The organism is Stenotrophomonas nematodicola (assembly GCF_009467805.1).
GTDB classification, from domain to species: Bacteria; Pseudomonadota; Gammaproteobacteria; order Xanthomonadales; family Xanthomonadaceae; genus Stenotrophomonas; species Stenotrophomonas nematodicola.
This window is the reverse complement of sequence record NZ_WIAY01000001.1, coordinates 607,742-623,897: the sequence shown is the minus strand read 5'-3', so window position 1 is coordinate 623,897 and position 16,156 is coordinate 607,742. Positions and strand designations below refer to the sequence as shown.

The following is a 16,156-nucleotide window of genomic DNA, read 5'->3' as shown; positions in this document are numbered from 1 at the left end:
GCGCCTCCAACCCAAGGACACACTGTATGAACCTGATCGCCTTCCTGATCCCCGCCGCACACGCCCAGTCCGCTGCCGGCCAGCCGCCGGGTGCCTCCTGGACGACGTTCCTGGTCCCGATCGTCCTGATCGCGGTCATGTACTTCCTGATGATCCGCCCGCAGATGAAGCGCCAGAAGGAACACAAGGCGATGCTGGAGAAGATCAAGCGCGGCGATGAAGTGCTGACCAACGGCGGCATCGCCGGCGTGGTGACCGACATCGGCGACAACTTCATCACCATCGAAGTGGCCGACAACGTGCGCATCCGCGTGCAGAAGGGCGCCGTGGGCAACGTGCTGCCGACCGGCACGCTGAAGTCGGCCAACTGATCCACTCCCTTTCCGTTCAACCGCGGTGCCGGGACGGGCACCGCGCGGGACCCAAGCAATGCTCGAATTTCCACGCTGGAAGTACTTCCTCATCCTGATCGTACTGGCGGTCAGCGCGCTGTATGCGCTGCCGAACATCTACCAGAAGGACCCTGCCGTGCAGATCACCGCCAACCGTGGCGGGCAGATCGACGACGCCCTGCGCGACCGCGTGCTGGGCGACCTCAAGCAGGCCGGCGTGGAACCGCTGTCGGTGGCCAAGGAGGGCGACAGCTTGATCGTGCGCCTGCCCAGTCTGCAGGCGCAGACGGCCGCCAACGACGCGCTTCGGGATGAAATGGGCGAGGACTACGTGGTCGCCCTGAACCTGGCCTCCACCGTGCCCACCTGGCTGAGCGATCTCGGCGCCAAGCCGATGGTGTTGGGCCTGGATCTCCAAGGCGGCGTGCACTTCGTGCTGCAGGTCGACCAGAAGGCCGCGCTGGACAAGCGCCTGGATGCCTACGCCGAAGACGTGCGCACCAGCCTGCGCGACGCCCGTATCGCCTACCAGTCGGTGGAGCGTCGCCCGGACAACACCATCGTGGCCAGCATCAGCCCGTCCGCCGGTGCCGATGCTGCCGCCCGCGCCCGTGACGTGATGTACAAGGCGCAGCCGGCCCTGGGCTACGACGTGGCCGGCAACCGCGTCACCGTGAGCGTGCCGGAAACCGAGCTGACGTCGATCGCCAACGGGGCCATCGAGCAGAACGTCAACACCCTGCGCAACCGCGTCAACCAGCTGGGCGTGGCCGAGCCGATCATCCAGCGCCAGGGCGCCGACCGCGTGGTCGTGCAGCTGCCGGGCGTGCAGGACACCGCCGAAGCCAAGCGCATGATCGGTGCCACCGCGACGCTGGAATACCGCGCCGTGGTTGAAGGCAACGCACAGGACGCCATCACCAGCGGCCGCATTCCGCCGGAGGCCAAGGTTTACCAGCAGCGCGACAATCGCGGCCCGATCCTGCTGAACAAGCGCGTGATCGTCACCGGTGACCAGATGGTTGCTGCGCAGGCCACCACCGACCAGAACGGCCTGGCCGCGGTCAGCGTGACCCTGAACAACGTCGGCGGCCAGCGCATGTTCGACTTCACCGCGGCCAACGTGAACAAGCCGATGGCGGTGGTGTACACCGAGCGCATCCCGACCGTCAACGTGGTCGACGGCAAGGAAGTGCGCAGCTTCCGCGTCAAGGAGGAGGTGATTTCGGTCGCCAACATCAACGGCGTGTTCGGCAAGAACTTCCAGACCACCGGCCTGGACAAGGCGGAAGCGGAAAACCTGGCCAAGCTCCTGAAGTCCGGCTCGCTGGCTGCACCGATGGACTTCGTCGAAGAGCGCATCGTCGGTCCCAGCCTGGGTGCGGAGAACGTCGAGCGCGGCGTGACCGCCGTGGGCTTCGCCTTCCTGTTCACGCTGGTCTTCTTCACCGTGTACTACCGCATGTTCGGCGTGATCACCTCGGTGGCCATGCTGTTCAACCTGCTGATCGTGGTGGCGGTGATGTCGCTGTTCGGCGCCACGATGACGCTTCCCGGCTTCGCCGGCCTGGCGCTGTCGATCGGCCTGTCGGTCGACGCCAACGTGCTGATCAACGAACGTATCCGCGAAGAACTGCGCGCCGGCGTCCCGCCGAAGGCGTCGATCGTCGCCGGTTACGAAAAGGCCTCGGGCACGATCCTGGACGCCAACCTCACCGGCATGCTGGCCGGCGTGGCGCTGTACGCCTTCGGTACCGGTCCGCTGAAGGGCTTCGCGGTCACGATGATCGTCGGCATCCTGGCCTCGATGTTCACCGCAATCACCGTCTCGCGTGCGCTGGCCGTTCTGGTCTACAGCCGCCGCAAGAAGCTCAAGTCCCTGGCCATCTGACGGGAAGAGAATCGAAACCATGAAACTGTTCCCGTTGCATCTGATTCCGAACGACACCAAGTTCGACTTCATGCGTACCCGCTGGGTGGCGATCACGCTGGCCGCGCTGGTGTTCATCGCCGCCGTGGGCTGCATTGCCTTCAAGGGCTTCAACTACGCGTTGGACTTCACGGGCGGCACGGTGGTCGAAGTGCGCTTCGACAAGCCGGCCGACGTCGATGCCGTGCGTGAGCACCTGGAGGGGGCCGGTTACGGTGGCGCCCAGGTGCAGAACTTCGGCAGCGGCAGCAACCTGCTGATCCGTCTGCAGCCGCAGGCGATGGGCGAGGGCGAGAACGCCGGCGAAGCCAACAACCGTACCGCCCAGGCCGTCCAGAAGGCGATCTCGGTGGAAGGCAACCGGGCCACCATCGTCGGCGCCGAGTTCGTCGGCCCGCAGGTAGGCAAGGAGCTGGCGCTGAACGGCCTGTACGCCGCGCTGTTCGTGCTCGTCGGCTTCCTGATCTACATCGGCTTCCGCTTCGAGTGGAAGTTCGCGATGGTCGCCATCATTACCACCCTGTTCGACGTACTGGTGGTCGCCGGCTACTTCTCGCTCAGCGGTCGCGAGTTCGACCTGACCGTGCTGGCGGGCCTGCTGTCGGTGATGGGCTTCTCGATCAACGACACCATCGTGGTCTTCGACCGTGTCCGCGAGAACTTCCGCAGCCTGCGCGTGGAGCCGCTGGAAGTGATGAACCGCTCGATCAACCAGACCCTGTCGCGCACCATCATCACCTCGCTGGTGTTCTTCCTGTCGGTGCTGGCGCTGTACCTGTACGGTGGCGGTTCGCTGGAAGGGCTGGCGCTGAGCCAGATGATCGGCGCGGTGATCGGTACGCTGTCCTCGATCTTCATCGCCTGCCCGCTGCTGACGATGGGCGTGCTGGCCGTGACCAAGCAGGACCTCCTGCCCAAGGCCAAGGACGTCGAAGCCCTGGCACGCCGCCCGTAAGCGGCCTGCACCGCAACACCGGAAAAGCCGCGCCCTGCGCGGCTTTTTCGTTGGGGACTGGCTCTTCGGCTCTTCCCTTCCGGCCCGACCCACTTCGGGGCGGGTGAGGTCATGCCAGTGGCAGGACCGTAGGCGGCATGGATGCCGCCTACGAGCCCCCAAGGATGGGTTCACGGCGTGTCCTGACACTGGCATGGCCTTACCCGCGCTCCCTGACAGGGGGCGGCCATACACCCCCGTCGGTTGTGCAACGCGCCCCCGCGCACTACGATCCCATGCGTTCCGCGCAGCCGTTCCGATGGCGCGCCGCCCTTTTCATCGCGCAGGCCGTGCCTGCGCCTGTTCCCATCGAGGTCTTCATGGTCATCAAACCGCGTGTGCGCGGCTTCATCTGCGTCACCACCCATCCGGTCGGCTGCGACGCCGCTGTCAAGCAGCAGATCGACTACATCCAGTCCAAGCCGAAGATCGTCAACGGCCCGAAGAAGGTGCTGGTGCTCGGCGCGTCCACCGGCTACGGCCTGGCTGCACGCATCACCGCCGCCTTCGGCAGCGATGCCGCCACCCTGGGTGTGTTCTTCGAGCGACCCGGCACCGACACCAAGCCCGGCACCGCTGGCTGGTACAACTCGGCCGCGTTCCACAAGTATGCCGGGCAGGCCGGTCTGTACGCCAAGAGCATCAACGGCGATGCGTTCTCCGACGAGGTCAAGGCCAAGGTCATCGAGCTGATCCGGCAGGACCTGGGCCAGGTCGACCAGGTCGTCTACAGCCTGGCCGCGCCGCGCCGCAAACACCCCAGGACGGGTGAAGTGATCAGCTCCACGCTCAAGCCGATCGGTGCGCCGATCACCCTGCGTGGTCTGGATACCGACAAGGAAGTCATCACCGAAACCACGATCGAACCGGCCACGCCGGAAGAGATCGCCGGTACCGTGGCCGTGATGGGTGGCGAAGACTGGCAGATGTGGATCGATGCGCTGCTGGAAGCCGGCGTGCTGGCCGAGGGTGCCACCACCACCGCGTTCACCTATGTGGGTGAGGAGATCACCCAGGCGATCTACTGGAACGGTTCCATCGGCGCAGCCAAGAAGGATCTGGACCAGAAGGTGCTGGGTCTGCGCGCGAAGCTGGAGACGATCGGCGGCGACGCGCGCGTGTCGGTGCTCAAGGCGGTGGTGACCCAGGCCAGCTCCGCGATCCCGACCATGCCGCTGTACCTGTCGCTGCTGTTCAAGGTGATGAAGGCCAAGGGCACCCACGAAGGCTGCATCGAGCAGCTCGATACGCTGTACGACATCCTCTACGGTGGCAAGGACACCGGCACCGCCACCGAGCGCCTGCGCCACCAGCTGCTTGCCGACGGACACCCGGTGGAGCTGGTCGATGAAGCCGGCCGCCTGCGCGCGGACTACAAGGAAATGGCGCCGGACGTGCAGGGTGAAGTGGTTGCGCTGTGGCCGCAGGTGACCAATGAAAACCTCTACGAGATCAGCGACCTGGCCGGCTACAAGGCCGATTTCCTGCGTCTGTTCGGTTTCGGCGTGGAAGGCGTGGACTATGAGGCGGACGTCGCCACCGACGTGGCCATCCCCAACCTGGTCGACATGACCTGATAGCGCACGCCGACCCTTGGTCGGCTGTGATGCGATACGACATGCCGCCTTCGGGCGGCATTGTCGTTGTCGGCGTTGCGTTGACGCACGCGTCTGCTTCTTCCGTGCGAGGCGGGCGGATACTCCCGCTCTCGATGCTCACGTCGTCACGGCAGCCAACGGCAGCCTGGCCGTTTCATCCGCGGCTACCGCGGCACTGTGGAAGGCCCCCGCGCGCGGCCGACCCGCACTCCGGCGACAGCGCCTGCCTCAGGCGAAGTCGAAGTTCATCAATGGACCGGCAGGCCCCACGAACTCGCCCTGCACGTAATCCACGCCGGCACTGAACAGCAGGCTCATCGAATTCGCATCGGCCACGAACTCGGCGATGGTTCGGATGTTGGCCGACTGCGCGCGGGCGGTGATTTCGCTGATCTTCTCGCTGTGCTCGCGCGTGCGTGCGAAATCGCTGGTGAAGTCGCGGTCCAGCTTCAGGAACTGCGGCTGGAAATGCGCCAGCAGCTGGAACGAATCCAAGCCCGAGCCAAACTGCTCCAGTCCGATCCGGCAGCCCAGCGGCGCCACCTCGGCCAGGAACTGCTGCGCATTGCGCAGGTGCGTGAACACCTTCGCTTCCGGCGCGTGCAGCCACAGCCGCTCGCCGGGTACCCCGTTGGCCAGCAGCTCGCGGCGCAGGGTGGCGATCATCTGCGGATCGTTGAACGATTCCGGTGTCACCTTCACCATCATGTGTGTTGGATGGCCGGCGCGTTCGCGCTCGCCCAGGACGCCGATCGCATGGGCCACCACCCAGCGGTTGATGTCGGCCAGCAGCCCGTGCTCCTCGGCGATGCCCAGGAAGGCCGTCGGGCTCAGCAGCTCACCGTTGTTCTCCAGGCGCAGGTAGGCCTCGTACAGCTCCAGCGCCTCGCCCTGCAGGTTCAGCACCGGCTGGTAGTGCAGCTGGAACCCGTCGCCGGCCAGGGCTTCACGGATACGCGCCACCCAGCGCTGGATGCGTTCTTCCTCGACCCGGTCGACTGCGGCGGGGTCGAAGATGCGCGTGGTGTTGCCCAGCTCCGACGCTGCGTGCGTGCACTCGGTTGCCCGCGCGAGCACCTGGCCGATGCTGGCAATCTTCTCGCCGACCTGTACCCCGCCGATGCTCACCGTCACCGTGGCCGAGCGGTCGCCGATGCTGAATACCTTGGCGGCGTAAGCCTCGCGGATCTGGTCGGCCAGCGCCACGGTGTGCGCGTAGGGGCCCTCGGTCAGCACGGCGAAGCTGTGCTCGCCGAAGCGCGCCAGGCGCGCGTCATCGCCGACGGTGTCGGCCAGCACCTGGCCCAGCGCGCCGATCAGCACATCGGCCGAATCCAGGCCGATGTCCGGCAGCAGGCGCGCGTAGTGGTCCGGCTCGATCAGCAGCAGGCCAAACTGGCCTTCGCTGCGACCGGCCTGGGCCACCGCATTCTCCACGTGCAGCATGAACGTCGGGCGGTTGAGCAGGCCCGTCACCTGGTCGCGCTGGCGCAGGTCCTCGACCTCGCGGGCCAGCTCCGGGTCGAACTCCATGCGGCGGCGGAACACCACCTGCAGGCACGACTCGCCCTCATAGCTGGCCTGGGTGAACTCCATCGTCGCCGGAAACACGGCGCCGTCCTGGTTGCGCGCGTCCACCTGGTACTGCGGCGGCGGCGCGTCGCCCCTGCTCAGCGACTTGAGCAGCTGTTTGAAGCCGTCCACGTGCTGCGGCGCCACCATGTCCAGCAGCGAGATGCCTTCCACGTCGTCGAACGCCTCGTAGCCGAACATCTCCAGATAGGCTTCGTTGGCGCGGATGTGCATGCCTTCGTGGATGTAGGCGATGGGATCGCGCGAGGACGAGATCAGCGCGTCGCAGCGTCGCTCGGTCTCACGCATCTGCGCCTCGATCCGGCGCAGCCCGCGGCGCGCCTGCAGGTCGGTCCACTCGTTGCGGACCACTGCCAGCAGGTGCTCGGGGCGGTGGCGCAACGCGATGGCCCGGATGCCGTTGGCACCGGCTTCCACCCATTCGTTCTCGTCCAGGCGTTCGGCCAGCAGGATCATCGGGATGTCCTTGCCGCTCGCCGCGATCTGCTGGGTTACCTGCAGGAGCGGAATGCTCTGTCCAGGGGCGGCCAGGATCAGGTCGATCGGCTGGCTGCCCAGCACCTGCGCCAGCTCCTCGCTGTTCTGCGGGCGCGCCGGGCGCACCGCGATGCCGCTGTTGCGCAACGTGCTGACGATGGTCTCAGCGTTCTCCCCGCTGTCGTCCACGATCAGCAGGCGGACGGTCATGTCATTCGCGTTCTGCATTCACTACTCCCCAGACTGCAAACTTGATACACGATGCGTGGGATTACGTCCATGCTGACGGCGGTACTCGCGGTACCCGATCACGGAATCGTCGGCCTAGACCACCTGGCCGGCGGCATGGCCGCAGGCCCACGCCCATTGGAAGTTGTATCCGCCCAGCCAGCCGGTCACGTCCAGCACTTCGCCAATGAAGTGCAGGCCCGGCACCAGCTGCGATTCGAATGTGCTGGAGGACACCTTGCGCGTGTCCACCCCGCCCAGGGTGACCTCGGCGGTCCGGTAGCCCTCCGTGCCGCTGGCCACCAGCGGGAAGTCCTGCAGCAGGGCGGCCGCCTCGCGCAGCTGGCGCTCGTCGATCTGGCGCACCGGACGGTCCGGCAGCCAGTGCTCGCACAGACGCAGTGCCAGCCGGCGTGGCACCACCTCCGACAGCACGGTGCGCAGCTCGGCGGCGCCGCGGTCGCGCTTCATGTCGCGCAGCCAGGTCTCGGCATCGCGGTCGGGCAGCAGGTCTAGGCGCAGGTCGTCGCCGGGCTGCCAGAACGAGGAGATCTGCAGGATCGCCGGGCCGCTGACGCCGCGGTGGGTGATCAGCATGGAATTGCGGAACGCGACGTCGCCGCAGCGCGCTGCGACCGGCAGGGCGACCCCGCTCAGGTCGTGGAAGCGTTCCTGATGCGTGCCACTCAGGGTCAACGGCACCAGGCCGGCGCGCGTGGGCAGCACGGTGTGGCCGAACTGGCGGGCCAGCTCGTAACCGAAACCGGTGGCGCCCAGGCTGGGGATCGACAGGCCGCCGGTCGCCACCACCAGCGATGCGGCGTGGAAATGGCCCTGCGCGGTGTGGACGTGGAAGCCGTCGGCGCCGCGCTCCACCTTGTCCACGCCGCAGTCAGTGCGGATCTGCACGCCTGCCGCCTGGCACTCGTCCACCAGCATGCGCACGATCTGCTTGGACGAGACGTCGCAGAACAGCTGGCCCAGTTCCTTTTCGTGATAGGCGATGCCGTGGCGTTCGACCATCTCGATGAAGTCGCCGGGCGTATAGCGTGCCAGCGCGGACTTGCAGAAATGCGGGTTGGCCGACAGGAAGTTGGCCGGGGTGGTGCCGGTGTTGGTGAAGTTGCAGCGCCCGCCACCGGACATCAGGATCTTCTTGCCGACCTTGTTGGCATGGTCGATCACCTGCACGATGCGACCGCGCTGGCCCGCCGTGAGCGCACACATCAGCCCGGCCGCACCGGCCCCGATGACCAGCACGTCGCAGCGGATCACGCTCATGCCTGCGGTTTGCGCTTGCGCCAGACCGGCGTCACGGCCAGTTGCGCCTTGTCCGAGAGCAGCTGCACCTCGCCGTCCTGGATCAGCACGTCCCAGCGCATGGTGCGCTCGACCTGTGCACCCCATTCGGCGACGAAGTCGGCCGGCAGATCCATCACCTCCAGCACTGACAGCTTGTTGGCCGCTGCGGCGTTGCGCTCCCACCAGATATCGGTGGCGCGCCCGCCGTAGGTGATCAGCTGCACCGCGCGAGAACGGCCGGCGGCCTTGCGCAGGCGCGATTCGTCCGGCTGGCCCAGTTCGATCCACAGCTCGATGTCGCCGGTGTAATCGCGGCGCCACAGATCCGGCTCGTCGTCCACGCTCAGCCCGCGGCCGAATTCCAGGCGGTCATCGGCATTCAGGGCGAAGGCCAGCAGCCGCACCATCAGGCGGTCGTCGGTCTCCGACGGGTGCTGGGCCAGGGTGAGCGTGTGGGTGGCGTAGTAGCCACGATCCATGTCGCTGATCTGGAGTTCGGCCTTGCGGATGGTGGCGGTGAGGGCCATGGGGGTACCGTAAACAAAGAGCGCCATGATAATGCGTGGGCCATGACCCCGTCCGATCCCGTTTCCGCCGATGTTGCCGCCAGCCGCCTGCAGTTGCCCCCGGGCGATTGGGGCTGCCTGCTCGACGGGCTGTGCGCGCGCTTCCCGCGCATCGACCGCGCCCAGTGGGTTGACCGTTTCGCGCGTGGACGGGTGCTCGATGTGCAGGGCAGGGCGCTGGCGGCGGAGCAGCCCTGGCAGGTCGGTCTGGAGATCCGTTACTTCCGTGAGGTGGAGGGTGAACCGGCGATCCCGTTCGTCGAGTCGATCCTGCATCAGGACGACGACCTGCTGGTGGCCGAAAAGCCGCATTTCCTGCCGGTCACGCCGGCCGGCGGGCACGTTCGCGAGACCCTGCTGGCGCGGCTGGTGGCGCGTACGGGCAATCCGCACCTGGTGCCATTGCACCGCCTGGACCGGCTGACGGCGGGGCTGGTGCTGTTCTCGACCCGCCCGGCCACGCGCGATGCCTACCAGCGGCTGTTCCGCGAGCGTCGCATCGACAAGACCTACCAGGCCCTGGCCCCGGCACTGCCGGCGTTGCAGTTCCCGCTGGAGCGGCACAGCCGGCTGGTGCCGGGCGAGCCATTCTTCCGCATGGCCGAAGCGGCTGGCGTGCCCAACGCACGCACCCGGATCGAGGTGATCGACGCCGGCGGCCCGGTGTGGCGCTATCGGCTGGACCCCGAATCCGGGCGCAAGCACCAATTGCGCGTGCACATGGCCGCACTGGGAGCCCCGATTCTCGGCGACGACCTGTACCCGGTGCTGCGCACAGAGGGGCAGCGGGATCCCGGTGAACCGCTGCAGCTCCTCGCCCAGGCGCTGGCGTTCGTCGACCCCCTCAGCGGTCAACGCCGCAGCTTCACCAGCGGCCGCCAGCTGATCGTGTAGCGCCCGGCTGGCGCGCGCAGCGCGGGCGTTGCGGTGGCGGATCGGAGAGCAGCCGGGCAGAGCCCGGCGCAACGGTGAAGCGTTGGGAGCAGACGTAGAGCCGGGCTCTGCCCGGCTATCGCGCGCAGCGCGGGCGTTGCGGTGGAGGATCGGAGAGCAGCCGGGCAGAGCCCGGCGCAACGGTGAAGCGTTGGGAGCAGACGTAGAGCCGGGCTCTGCCCGGCTATCGCGCGCAGCGCGGGCGTTGCGGCGAGGGATCGGAGAGCAGCCGGGCAGAGCCCGGCTCTACGGTGAGGCATTGGGAACAGACGTAGAGCCGGGCTCTGCCCGGCTATCGCGCGCAGCGCGGGCGTTGCGGCGACGGACCGGAGAGCAGCCGGGCAGAGCCCGGCTCTACGGTGAGGCATTGGGAGCAGACGTAGAGCCGGGCTCTGCCCGGCTGGCTGGCGCGCGCAGCGCGGGCGTTGCGGCGACGGACCGGAGAGCAGCCGGGCAGAGCCCGGCGCAACGGTGAAGCGTTGGGAACAGACGTAGAGCCGGGCTCTGCCCGGCTGGCTATCGCGCGCAGCGCGGGCGTTGCGGCGACGGACCGGAGAGCAGCCGGGCAGAGCCCGGCTCTACGGTGAGGCATTGGGAACCGACGTAGAGCCGGGCTCTGCCCGGCTGGCGCGCGCAGCGCGGCCCGCAATAGAGTCAGCTTCCTGAGCGATGGGCGAGCCAGCGGTCCAGCGCTGCGGCGAAGCGCTGGCGATCGCGCGCGTCCAGTGGGGGTGGGCCGCCGGTCTGGATACCGGCGCCGCGCAGCTCCTCCATGAAATTGCGCATGGACAGCCGCTCGGCCATGTTGTCCGGGGTGTACAGCTGCCCCCGCGGATTCAGGGCCACGCCGCCCTTTTCCAGTACCAGCGCGGCGAGCGGGATGTCCTGGGTAACCACCAGGTCGCCGGCTGCCATGCGCTCTACGATCACGTTGTCGGCCACATCCAGCCCCGGCGGGACCTGGATGGCGGTGATGCAGCGCGAGGGCGGGGTGCGCAGCCACTGGTTCGCGACCAGTGTCACCGGAATCCTGACGCGTTCAGCCGCGCGGAAAAGGATCTCCTTGATCACGCCAGGACAGGCATCGGCATCCACCCAGATGCGGGAAACGGCAGAACTTGAATCGGGCATTTGGCTGATCTTAAGGTAGGAAAAGTCTGAATGGGGACTCAGATTTCGTGTAGAATTGGTCAATCCCTTGTCCTGTCAGGCGGGACGGGGGGATGGCTGAATAAATCAGCTATCGCTTTTTCGGTAAAACACGAGTATCGTCCCCCACACTGTGTTTGCTAGGGTCACCGTGAATCGTGGCCTGGTGCAGTTGATCTCACGATCTGCTCATCGATCCGCTTTACCAACGCCTGCAACTCAGTCTCGGCTCCGATATCCGGCGGCCGCGATTATTTCAACTTTTGTTTCAGGAGTTAGTACATGTCTGATCGTCAGCAGGGCACCGTGAAGTGGTTCAACGACGCCAAGGGCTTCGGCTTCATCACCCCGGAAAGCGGCCCGGACCTCTTCGTCCACTTCCGCGCCATCCAGGGCACCGGCTTCAAGTCGCTGCAGGAAGGCCAGAAGGTCACCTTCGTCGCCGTCCAGGGCCAGAAGGGTATGCAGGCTGACCAGGTGCAGGCGGTCTAATCGACCCCTGCTACCGTAAGGTCGCCATGAACGCCGGAAGCGAAAGCTTCCGGCGTTTTTTATTGTCTTCTCCACGGCGCGGTGTACGCGACGGCGCACGCTCGTGACGTCACCGCGGCAGGCGCGCGGTTACGATGCGGGTTTGAACGCGCGGAACGATCGATGATCAAAGTGCACCATCTGGACCACTCGCGCTCGCAGCGCGTGCTGTGGATGCTTGAAGAGCTGGGCCTGCCATACCAGGTCGTGACCTATCAGCGCGATCGGAAGACCTGGCTGGCGCCGCAGGCGCTGCGCGATGTCCATCCTTTGGGTAAATCGCCGGTGCTGCAGGACGACGCGCTGGTCCTGGCCGAATCCGGTGCGATCCTGGAGTACCTGGCCGACCGCTACGACAGCGCCCGCCAGTTGTCCCCCGAACTGTTGCCTGCACAGGCCCCCGAACGCATCCGCTATCGCTACTGGATGCACTACGCCGAGGGCTCGGCGATGCCGCCGCTGCTGCTCAGCCTGGTGTTCGCGCGGGTGCGCAAGGCGCCGATGCCGTTCTTCGCGCGACCGATCGCCCGCGGCATCGCCGACAAGGTGATGAAGGGATTCGTCGGTCCACAGCTGACCCTGCACCTGGACTGGATGGAGCGTGAGCTGGGCAGTGCGCCGTGGTTTGCCGGCGAGCGATTCACCGCCGCCGACATCCAGATGAGCTTCCCGATCCAGGCCGCCGCCTCGCGTGCGGGCAGCATGGCGGCCTACCCGAAACTGCGCAGCTTCCTGCAGCGCATCGAGCAGCGCCCGGCGTACCAGCGTGCGGTGGAGCGTGGGGGCGCGCTGGACCTCGGCGCCGGCGCCGGTTGAGCTTGCGGGGGGGCGCCTGTGCCCCCATCTGCTGGTCATGAGCACTGAGCCGCTGCGTTTCGACAACCGTTTCATCCGTGATCTGCCCGGCGACGAGGAGACTGGCCCGCGGGTGCGCGAGGTGCGCGGCGCGGGCTGGTCGTCGGTGCTGCCGACGCCGGTGACGGCCCCGCGGCTGTTGGCGTATGCGGAGGAGGTCGCCGCGCTGCTGGGCATCGGTCCCGAGCTGCTGGACAGCGCGGATTTCCCGCGCGTGTTTGGCGGCAATGCGCTGTATGCCGGGATGCAGCCGTGGGCAGCCAACTACGGTGGCCATCAGTTCGGACATTGGGCCGGCCAGCTCGGCGACGGCCGTGCGATCTCGCTGGGCGAACTGATCGCACCCGACGGCGCGCGCTGGGAGCTGCAGCTCAAGGGGGCCGGACGCACCCCGTATTCGCGCGGTGCCGATGGGCGCGCGGTGCTTCGCTCGTCCATCCGCGAATTCCTGTGCAGCGAGGCGATGCACCATCTCGGCGTGCCGACCACACGCGCTCTGAGCCTGGTGGGCAGTGGCGACGCCGTAGTGCGCGACATGTTCTACGACGGTCATCCGGCGCCCGAACCGGGTGCGATCGTCTGCCGGGTGGCCCCCTCGTTCATGCGATTCGGAACCTTCGAACTGCCGGCCTCGCGCGGCGATACCGCGTTGCTGCGGCAGCTGGCCGATGTGTGCATCGCCCGCGATTTCCCGGCGCTCGCCGATGCCGGCGCCGCGCGTTACGCGGCATGGTTCACCCAGGTCTGCGAGCGCACGGCGAGGATGGTGGCGCACTGGATGCGGGTGGGCTTCGTGCACGGGGTAATGAACACCGACAACATGTCCATCCTGGGGCTGACCATCGACTATGGCCCGTACGGCTGGGTCGAGGATTACGATCCCGACTGGACCCCCAACACCACCGACGCACAGGGCCGGCGCTACCGCTTCGGCACCCAGCCGCAGGTGGCGTACTGGAACCTGACCCGCCTGGCGCAGGCGCTGTCGCCGCTGTTTGACGACGTCGCGCCATTGCATGCAGGGCTGGCCCGGTTCCAGGACGTGCATGCGCAGTGCGAGCGCGCCGACATTGCCGCCAAATTGGGTCTGGACCAGTGTCGCGACGACGACGTGGCGATGATGGCCGCGTGGCTGCAGATCCTGCAGGACGGCGGGATGGACATGACGCTGGCGTTCCGCGGCCTGATCGGGCTGGACCCGCAGGCGCCGTCGGTGGACGTTCTGGAGGATGCGTTCTACAGCGCCGAACGCCGCACGGCGGTGCTTCCGGCGCTGCAGGCATGGCTGCAGCAGTACGCCGCGCGGCTGCGCGCCGACCCGCTGGACCGCGCGGCGCGCGAGCAGACGATGGCGCGCGCCAATCCGCTCTATGTGCTGCGCAACTGGCTGGCGCAGGAGGCGATCGAGCAGGCGGAGCAGGGCGACCTCAGCGGCGTGCACACGCTGCTGGAGGTGCTGCGGCATCCGTACGACGTCCAGCCGGGGCGCGCGCACTATGCGGGCAAGCGCCCCGAGTGGGCGCGCGACAAGGCGGGCTGTTCGATGCTCTCCTGCAGTTCCTGACGCCCCCTGCAACGCTGGGTCCCACCGGCGGCGGAGGCAGGTGAGCGGCCCGGTGGGCGGGTCGGGTTACCCTATGCCGCCCACCTGCTTTACCCGATCCCCATGACCGATTCTCCCACCACGCCCGCCTGGGCCGGCCGCCTGCGCGATATCGCCGATTTCCCCAAGCCCGGCATCCTGTTCAAGGACATCATGCCGCTGCTGGCCAACGGCGAGGATTTCGCTGCGGCCGTCGATGCAATGGTCGCCCCCTGGCGCGACGCGCGCCTGGCGGCGGTGATGGGCATCGAATCACGTGGTTTCATCCTGGGCGCGGCGATGGCGCGGGTGCTGGGCGTGGGCTTCGTGCCGGTGCGCAAGCCGGGCAAGCTGCCCGGCCGGACGTTGAAACAGGACTACACGCTGGAATACCGCACCGACAGCATCGAGGTGCATGCCGACGCGCTGCCGGCCGGTGCGCGGGTGCTGGTGGTCGACGACGTGCTTGCCACGGGAGGCACGCTGCTGGCGGCGTTGTCGCTCGCGCAGCAGTTGCAGGTCGAGGTGGTCGGTGCAGCGGTGCTGGTCGAACTGGCCGGACTCGGCGGCCGCGAGCGTTGGACCAGCAACGTGCCGCTGCTGGCCAACCTGGTCTACTGACCCCGTCCCGCGGCGGCCGCTCCCTTACATCTTCCGCACGCGGAAGCGACGGCCCTTGATTTTGCCCGCTTCCAGCCGTGCGATCGCACGGCCGACGTGCTCGCGCGCGATGGCCACGTACGACCGCGTCGCGTAGATGTCGATCTTGCCGATCACCTTGGCGGACAGCCCGGCCTCGCCGGTCAGCGCGCCGAGGATGTCGCCGGGGCGCAGCTTGTCGGTCTTGCCGCCGTCGATCCGCAGCGTCTCCATTGCCGCCTGCGGCAGTACGGCCGGACGCGCGGTCGCCAGCGGGGTTTTCTGCCAGTCCAGCGGCGCGCCCTGTGCCGCTTCCAGCGCGTCGGCGCGGTTGCGCTCGCGGCCGGTGACCAGGCTGATCGCCAGGCCGGTGGCACCGGCACGACCGGTGCGGCCGACGCGGTGTTCGTAGGTCTCGATATCGGTCGGCAGCTCGTAGTTGATCACCGCCGCCAAGTCCTGCACGTCCAGTCCGCGCGCGGCCACGTCGCTGGCCACCAGTACGTTGCAGCTGCGGTTGGCGAAGCGCACCAGCACTTCATCGCGGTCGCGCTGTTCCATCTCGCCGTGAAGGGGCAGGGCGGAGAACCCGAACTGCTGCAGCGACAGCGCCACCTCGTCGACGTCGCGCCGGGTATTGCAGAACACCACCGTCGACTCGGGCGTGTACTTGAGCAGCAGGCCCGCCAGCGCCTTCTGCTTCATCGCCAGCTCGGTCTCGCAGAACAGGTGGCGGATCGCGGGCGCATGGTCGGCGCCTTCCACGGTCACTTCGACCGGGTCACGCAGCAGCACACGGGCGATCTCGCGGATCTCGTCGGGGAAGGTGGCCGAGAACAGCAGCGTCTGGCGATCCTTGCTGGTGCGCCCGGCGATCTCGCGGATGGGCTCCTCGAAGCCCATGTCGAGCATGCGGTCGGCTTCGTCCAGCACCAGCGTCTTGACTCCGCCCAGATGCAGGGCGCGCTTGCGCCCCAGTTCCTGGATGCGGCCCGGCGTGCCCACCACCACATGTGGATCGTGGGCCTCCAGCGAGGCCAGCTGCGGGCCCAGCGGCATGCCGCCGGTCAGCACCACCAGCTTGAGATTGGGAATGCCGGTGGCCAGCTTGCGGATCTGCTTGCCGACCTGGTCGGCGAGCTCGCGGGTCGGGCACAGCACCAGCGCCTGTGCGCGGATCACGGCCGGGTCCAGTGCCTGCAGCAGGCCAAGGCCGAAGGCGGCAGTCTTGCCGCTGCCGGTGGGCGCCTGGGCGATTACGTCACGACGGTCGAGGATGGCCGGCAGGCTCTGCGCCTGCACGGGGGTCAGGCGGGTATAGCCCAGCGCGTCGATGCCCGCCGCCAGCGAGGCCGACAGGGGCAGTTCGGAGAATTCATTCATGGCA

Annotated in this window: 14 protein-coding genes; 9 read left to right on the top strand and 5 right to left on the bottom strand. The window is 67.5% G+C overall.

The features are described 5' to 3' along the window. Nucleotides 1-26: 26 nt before the first annotated feature. The 4 genes from yajC to fabV all read left to right on the top strand — a co-directional run bounded on the left by yajC (nucleotide 27) and on the right by fabV (nucleotide 4,893). A complete protein-coding gene (gene yajC, locus GDJ08_RS02695) occupies nucleotides 27-371 on the top strand; it encodes a preprotein translocase subunit YajC (RefSeq protein ID WP_017356412.1) in 345 nt (114 codons plus the stop codon). Between the two features lie 58 nt (nucleotides 372-429). Further along, the gene (gene secD / locus GDJ08_RS02690) at nucleotides 430-2,283 is read left to right on the top strand and encodes a protein translocase subunit SecD (protein WP_136005950.1); all 1,854 of its coding nucleotides are present in this window, start codon (nucleotides 430-432) and stop codon (nucleotides 2,281-2,283) included. Nucleotides 2,284-2,302: 19 nt separating this feature from the next. After that, the gene (gene secF, locus GDJ08_RS02685; protein WP_017356410.1) at nucleotides 2,303-3,277 is read left to right on the top strand and encodes a protein translocase subunit SecF; all 975 of its coding nucleotides are present in this window, start codon (nucleotides 2,303-2,305) and stop codon (nucleotides 3,275-3,277) included. Nucleotides 3,278-3,636: 359 nt separating this feature from the next. Continuing rightward, nucleotides 3,637-4,893, top strand: a complete 1,257-nt coding sequence (fabV, locus tag GDJ08_RS02680; protein WP_026070825.1) for an enoyl-ACP reductase FabV — start codon at nucleotides 3,637-3,639, stop codon at nucleotides 4,891-4,893. Nucleotides 4,894-5,142: 249 nt separating this feature from the next. Here fabV and GDJ08_RS02675 read toward each other — a convergent pair whose 3' ends face one another. The 3 genes from GDJ08_RS02675 to GDJ08_RS02665 form a co-directional block, all read right to left on the bottom strand. Then, nucleotides 5,143-7,212, bottom strand: a complete 2,070-nt coding sequence (locus GDJ08_RS02675) for a GGDEF/EAL domain-containing response regulator (protein ID WP_017356408.1) — start codon at nucleotides 7,210-7,212, stop codon at nucleotides 5,143-5,145. 96 nt (nucleotides 7,213-7,308) lie between these two features. Beyond that, complete coding sequence (locus GDJ08_RS02670) at nucleotides 7,309-8,493, bottom strand: BaiN/RdsA family NAD(P)/FAD-dependent oxidoreductase (protein ID WP_017356407.1); 1,185 nt, start codon at nucleotides 8,491-8,493, stop codon at nucleotides 7,309-7,311. Then, complete coding sequence (locus tag GDJ08_RS02665; protein ID WP_017356406.1) at nucleotides 8,490-9,041, bottom strand: YaeQ family protein; 552 nt, start codon at nucleotides 9,039-9,041, stop codon at nucleotides 8,490-8,492. The genes GDJ08_RS02670 and GDJ08_RS02665 overlap by 4 nt, the downstream gene beginning before the upstream one ends. 42 nt (nucleotides 9,042-9,083) lie before the next feature. Here GDJ08_RS02665 and GDJ08_RS02660 point away from each other — a divergent pair, with 42 nt between their 5' ends. Further along, entirely contained in the window at nucleotides 9,084-9,974 is an 891-nt protein-coding gene (locus GDJ08_RS02660) for a pseudouridine synthase (protein WP_153164243.1), read from the top strand. Nucleotides 9,975-10,667: 693 nt separating this feature from the next. Here the strand turns inward: GDJ08_RS02660 and GDJ08_RS02655 are convergent. Then, nucleotides 10,668-11,144, bottom strand: a complete 477-nt coding sequence (locus GDJ08_RS02655; protein ID WP_153164610.1) for a YaiI/YqxD family protein — start codon at nucleotides 11,142-11,144, stop codon at nucleotides 10,668-10,670. A 300-nt stretch (nucleotides 11,145-11,444) separates the two neighbouring features. On the opposite strand from GDJ08_RS02655, the gene GDJ08_RS02650 reads away from it, so the two are divergent. From GDJ08_RS02650 to GDJ08_RS02635, 4 genes are all read left to right on the top strand, one after another. After that, on the top strand, nucleotides 11,445-11,654 hold the full coding sequence (locus tag GDJ08_RS02650; RefSeq protein ID WP_017356920.1) for a cold-shock protein: 210 nt from the start codon (nucleotides 11,445-11,447) through the stop codon (nucleotides 11,652-11,654). A gap of 162 nt (nucleotides 11,655-11,816) precedes the next feature. Further along, nucleotides 11,817-12,509, top strand: coding sequence for a glutathione S-transferase family protein (locus GDJ08_RS02645; protein ID WP_017356919.1), 693 nt, complete (start codon nucleotides 11,817-11,819; stop codon nucleotides 12,507-12,509). Between the two features lie 37 nt (nucleotides 12,510-12,546). Then, nucleotides 12,547-14,112 (top strand): protein adenylyltransferase SelO, encoded by a 1,566-nt coding sequence (locus tag GDJ08_RS02640; protein ID WP_153164242.1) that lies wholly within the window; start codon nucleotides 12,547-12,549, stop codon nucleotides 14,110-14,112. A 102-nt stretch (nucleotides 14,113-14,214) separates the two neighbouring features. Continuing rightward, nucleotides 14,215-14,751 carry an adenine phosphoribosyltransferase gene (locus GDJ08_RS02635; RefSeq protein WP_136003795.1) on the top strand — a complete coding sequence of 179 codons (537 nt, stop codon included), beginning with the start codon at nucleotides 14,215-14,217 and terminating at the stop codon, nucleotides 14,749-14,751. Nucleotides 14,752-14,775: 24 nt separating this feature from the next. Here GDJ08_RS02635 and dbpA read toward each other — a convergent pair whose 3' ends face one another. Continuing rightward, nucleotides 14,776-16,152 carry an ATP-dependent RNA helicase DbpA gene (gene dbpA / locus GDJ08_RS02630; RefSeq protein ID WP_136003797.1) on the bottom strand — a complete coding sequence of 459 codons (1,377 nt, stop codon included), beginning with the start codon at nucleotides 16,150-16,152 and terminating at the stop codon, nucleotides 14,776-14,778. Nucleotides 16,153-16,156: the final 4 nt, after the last annotated feature.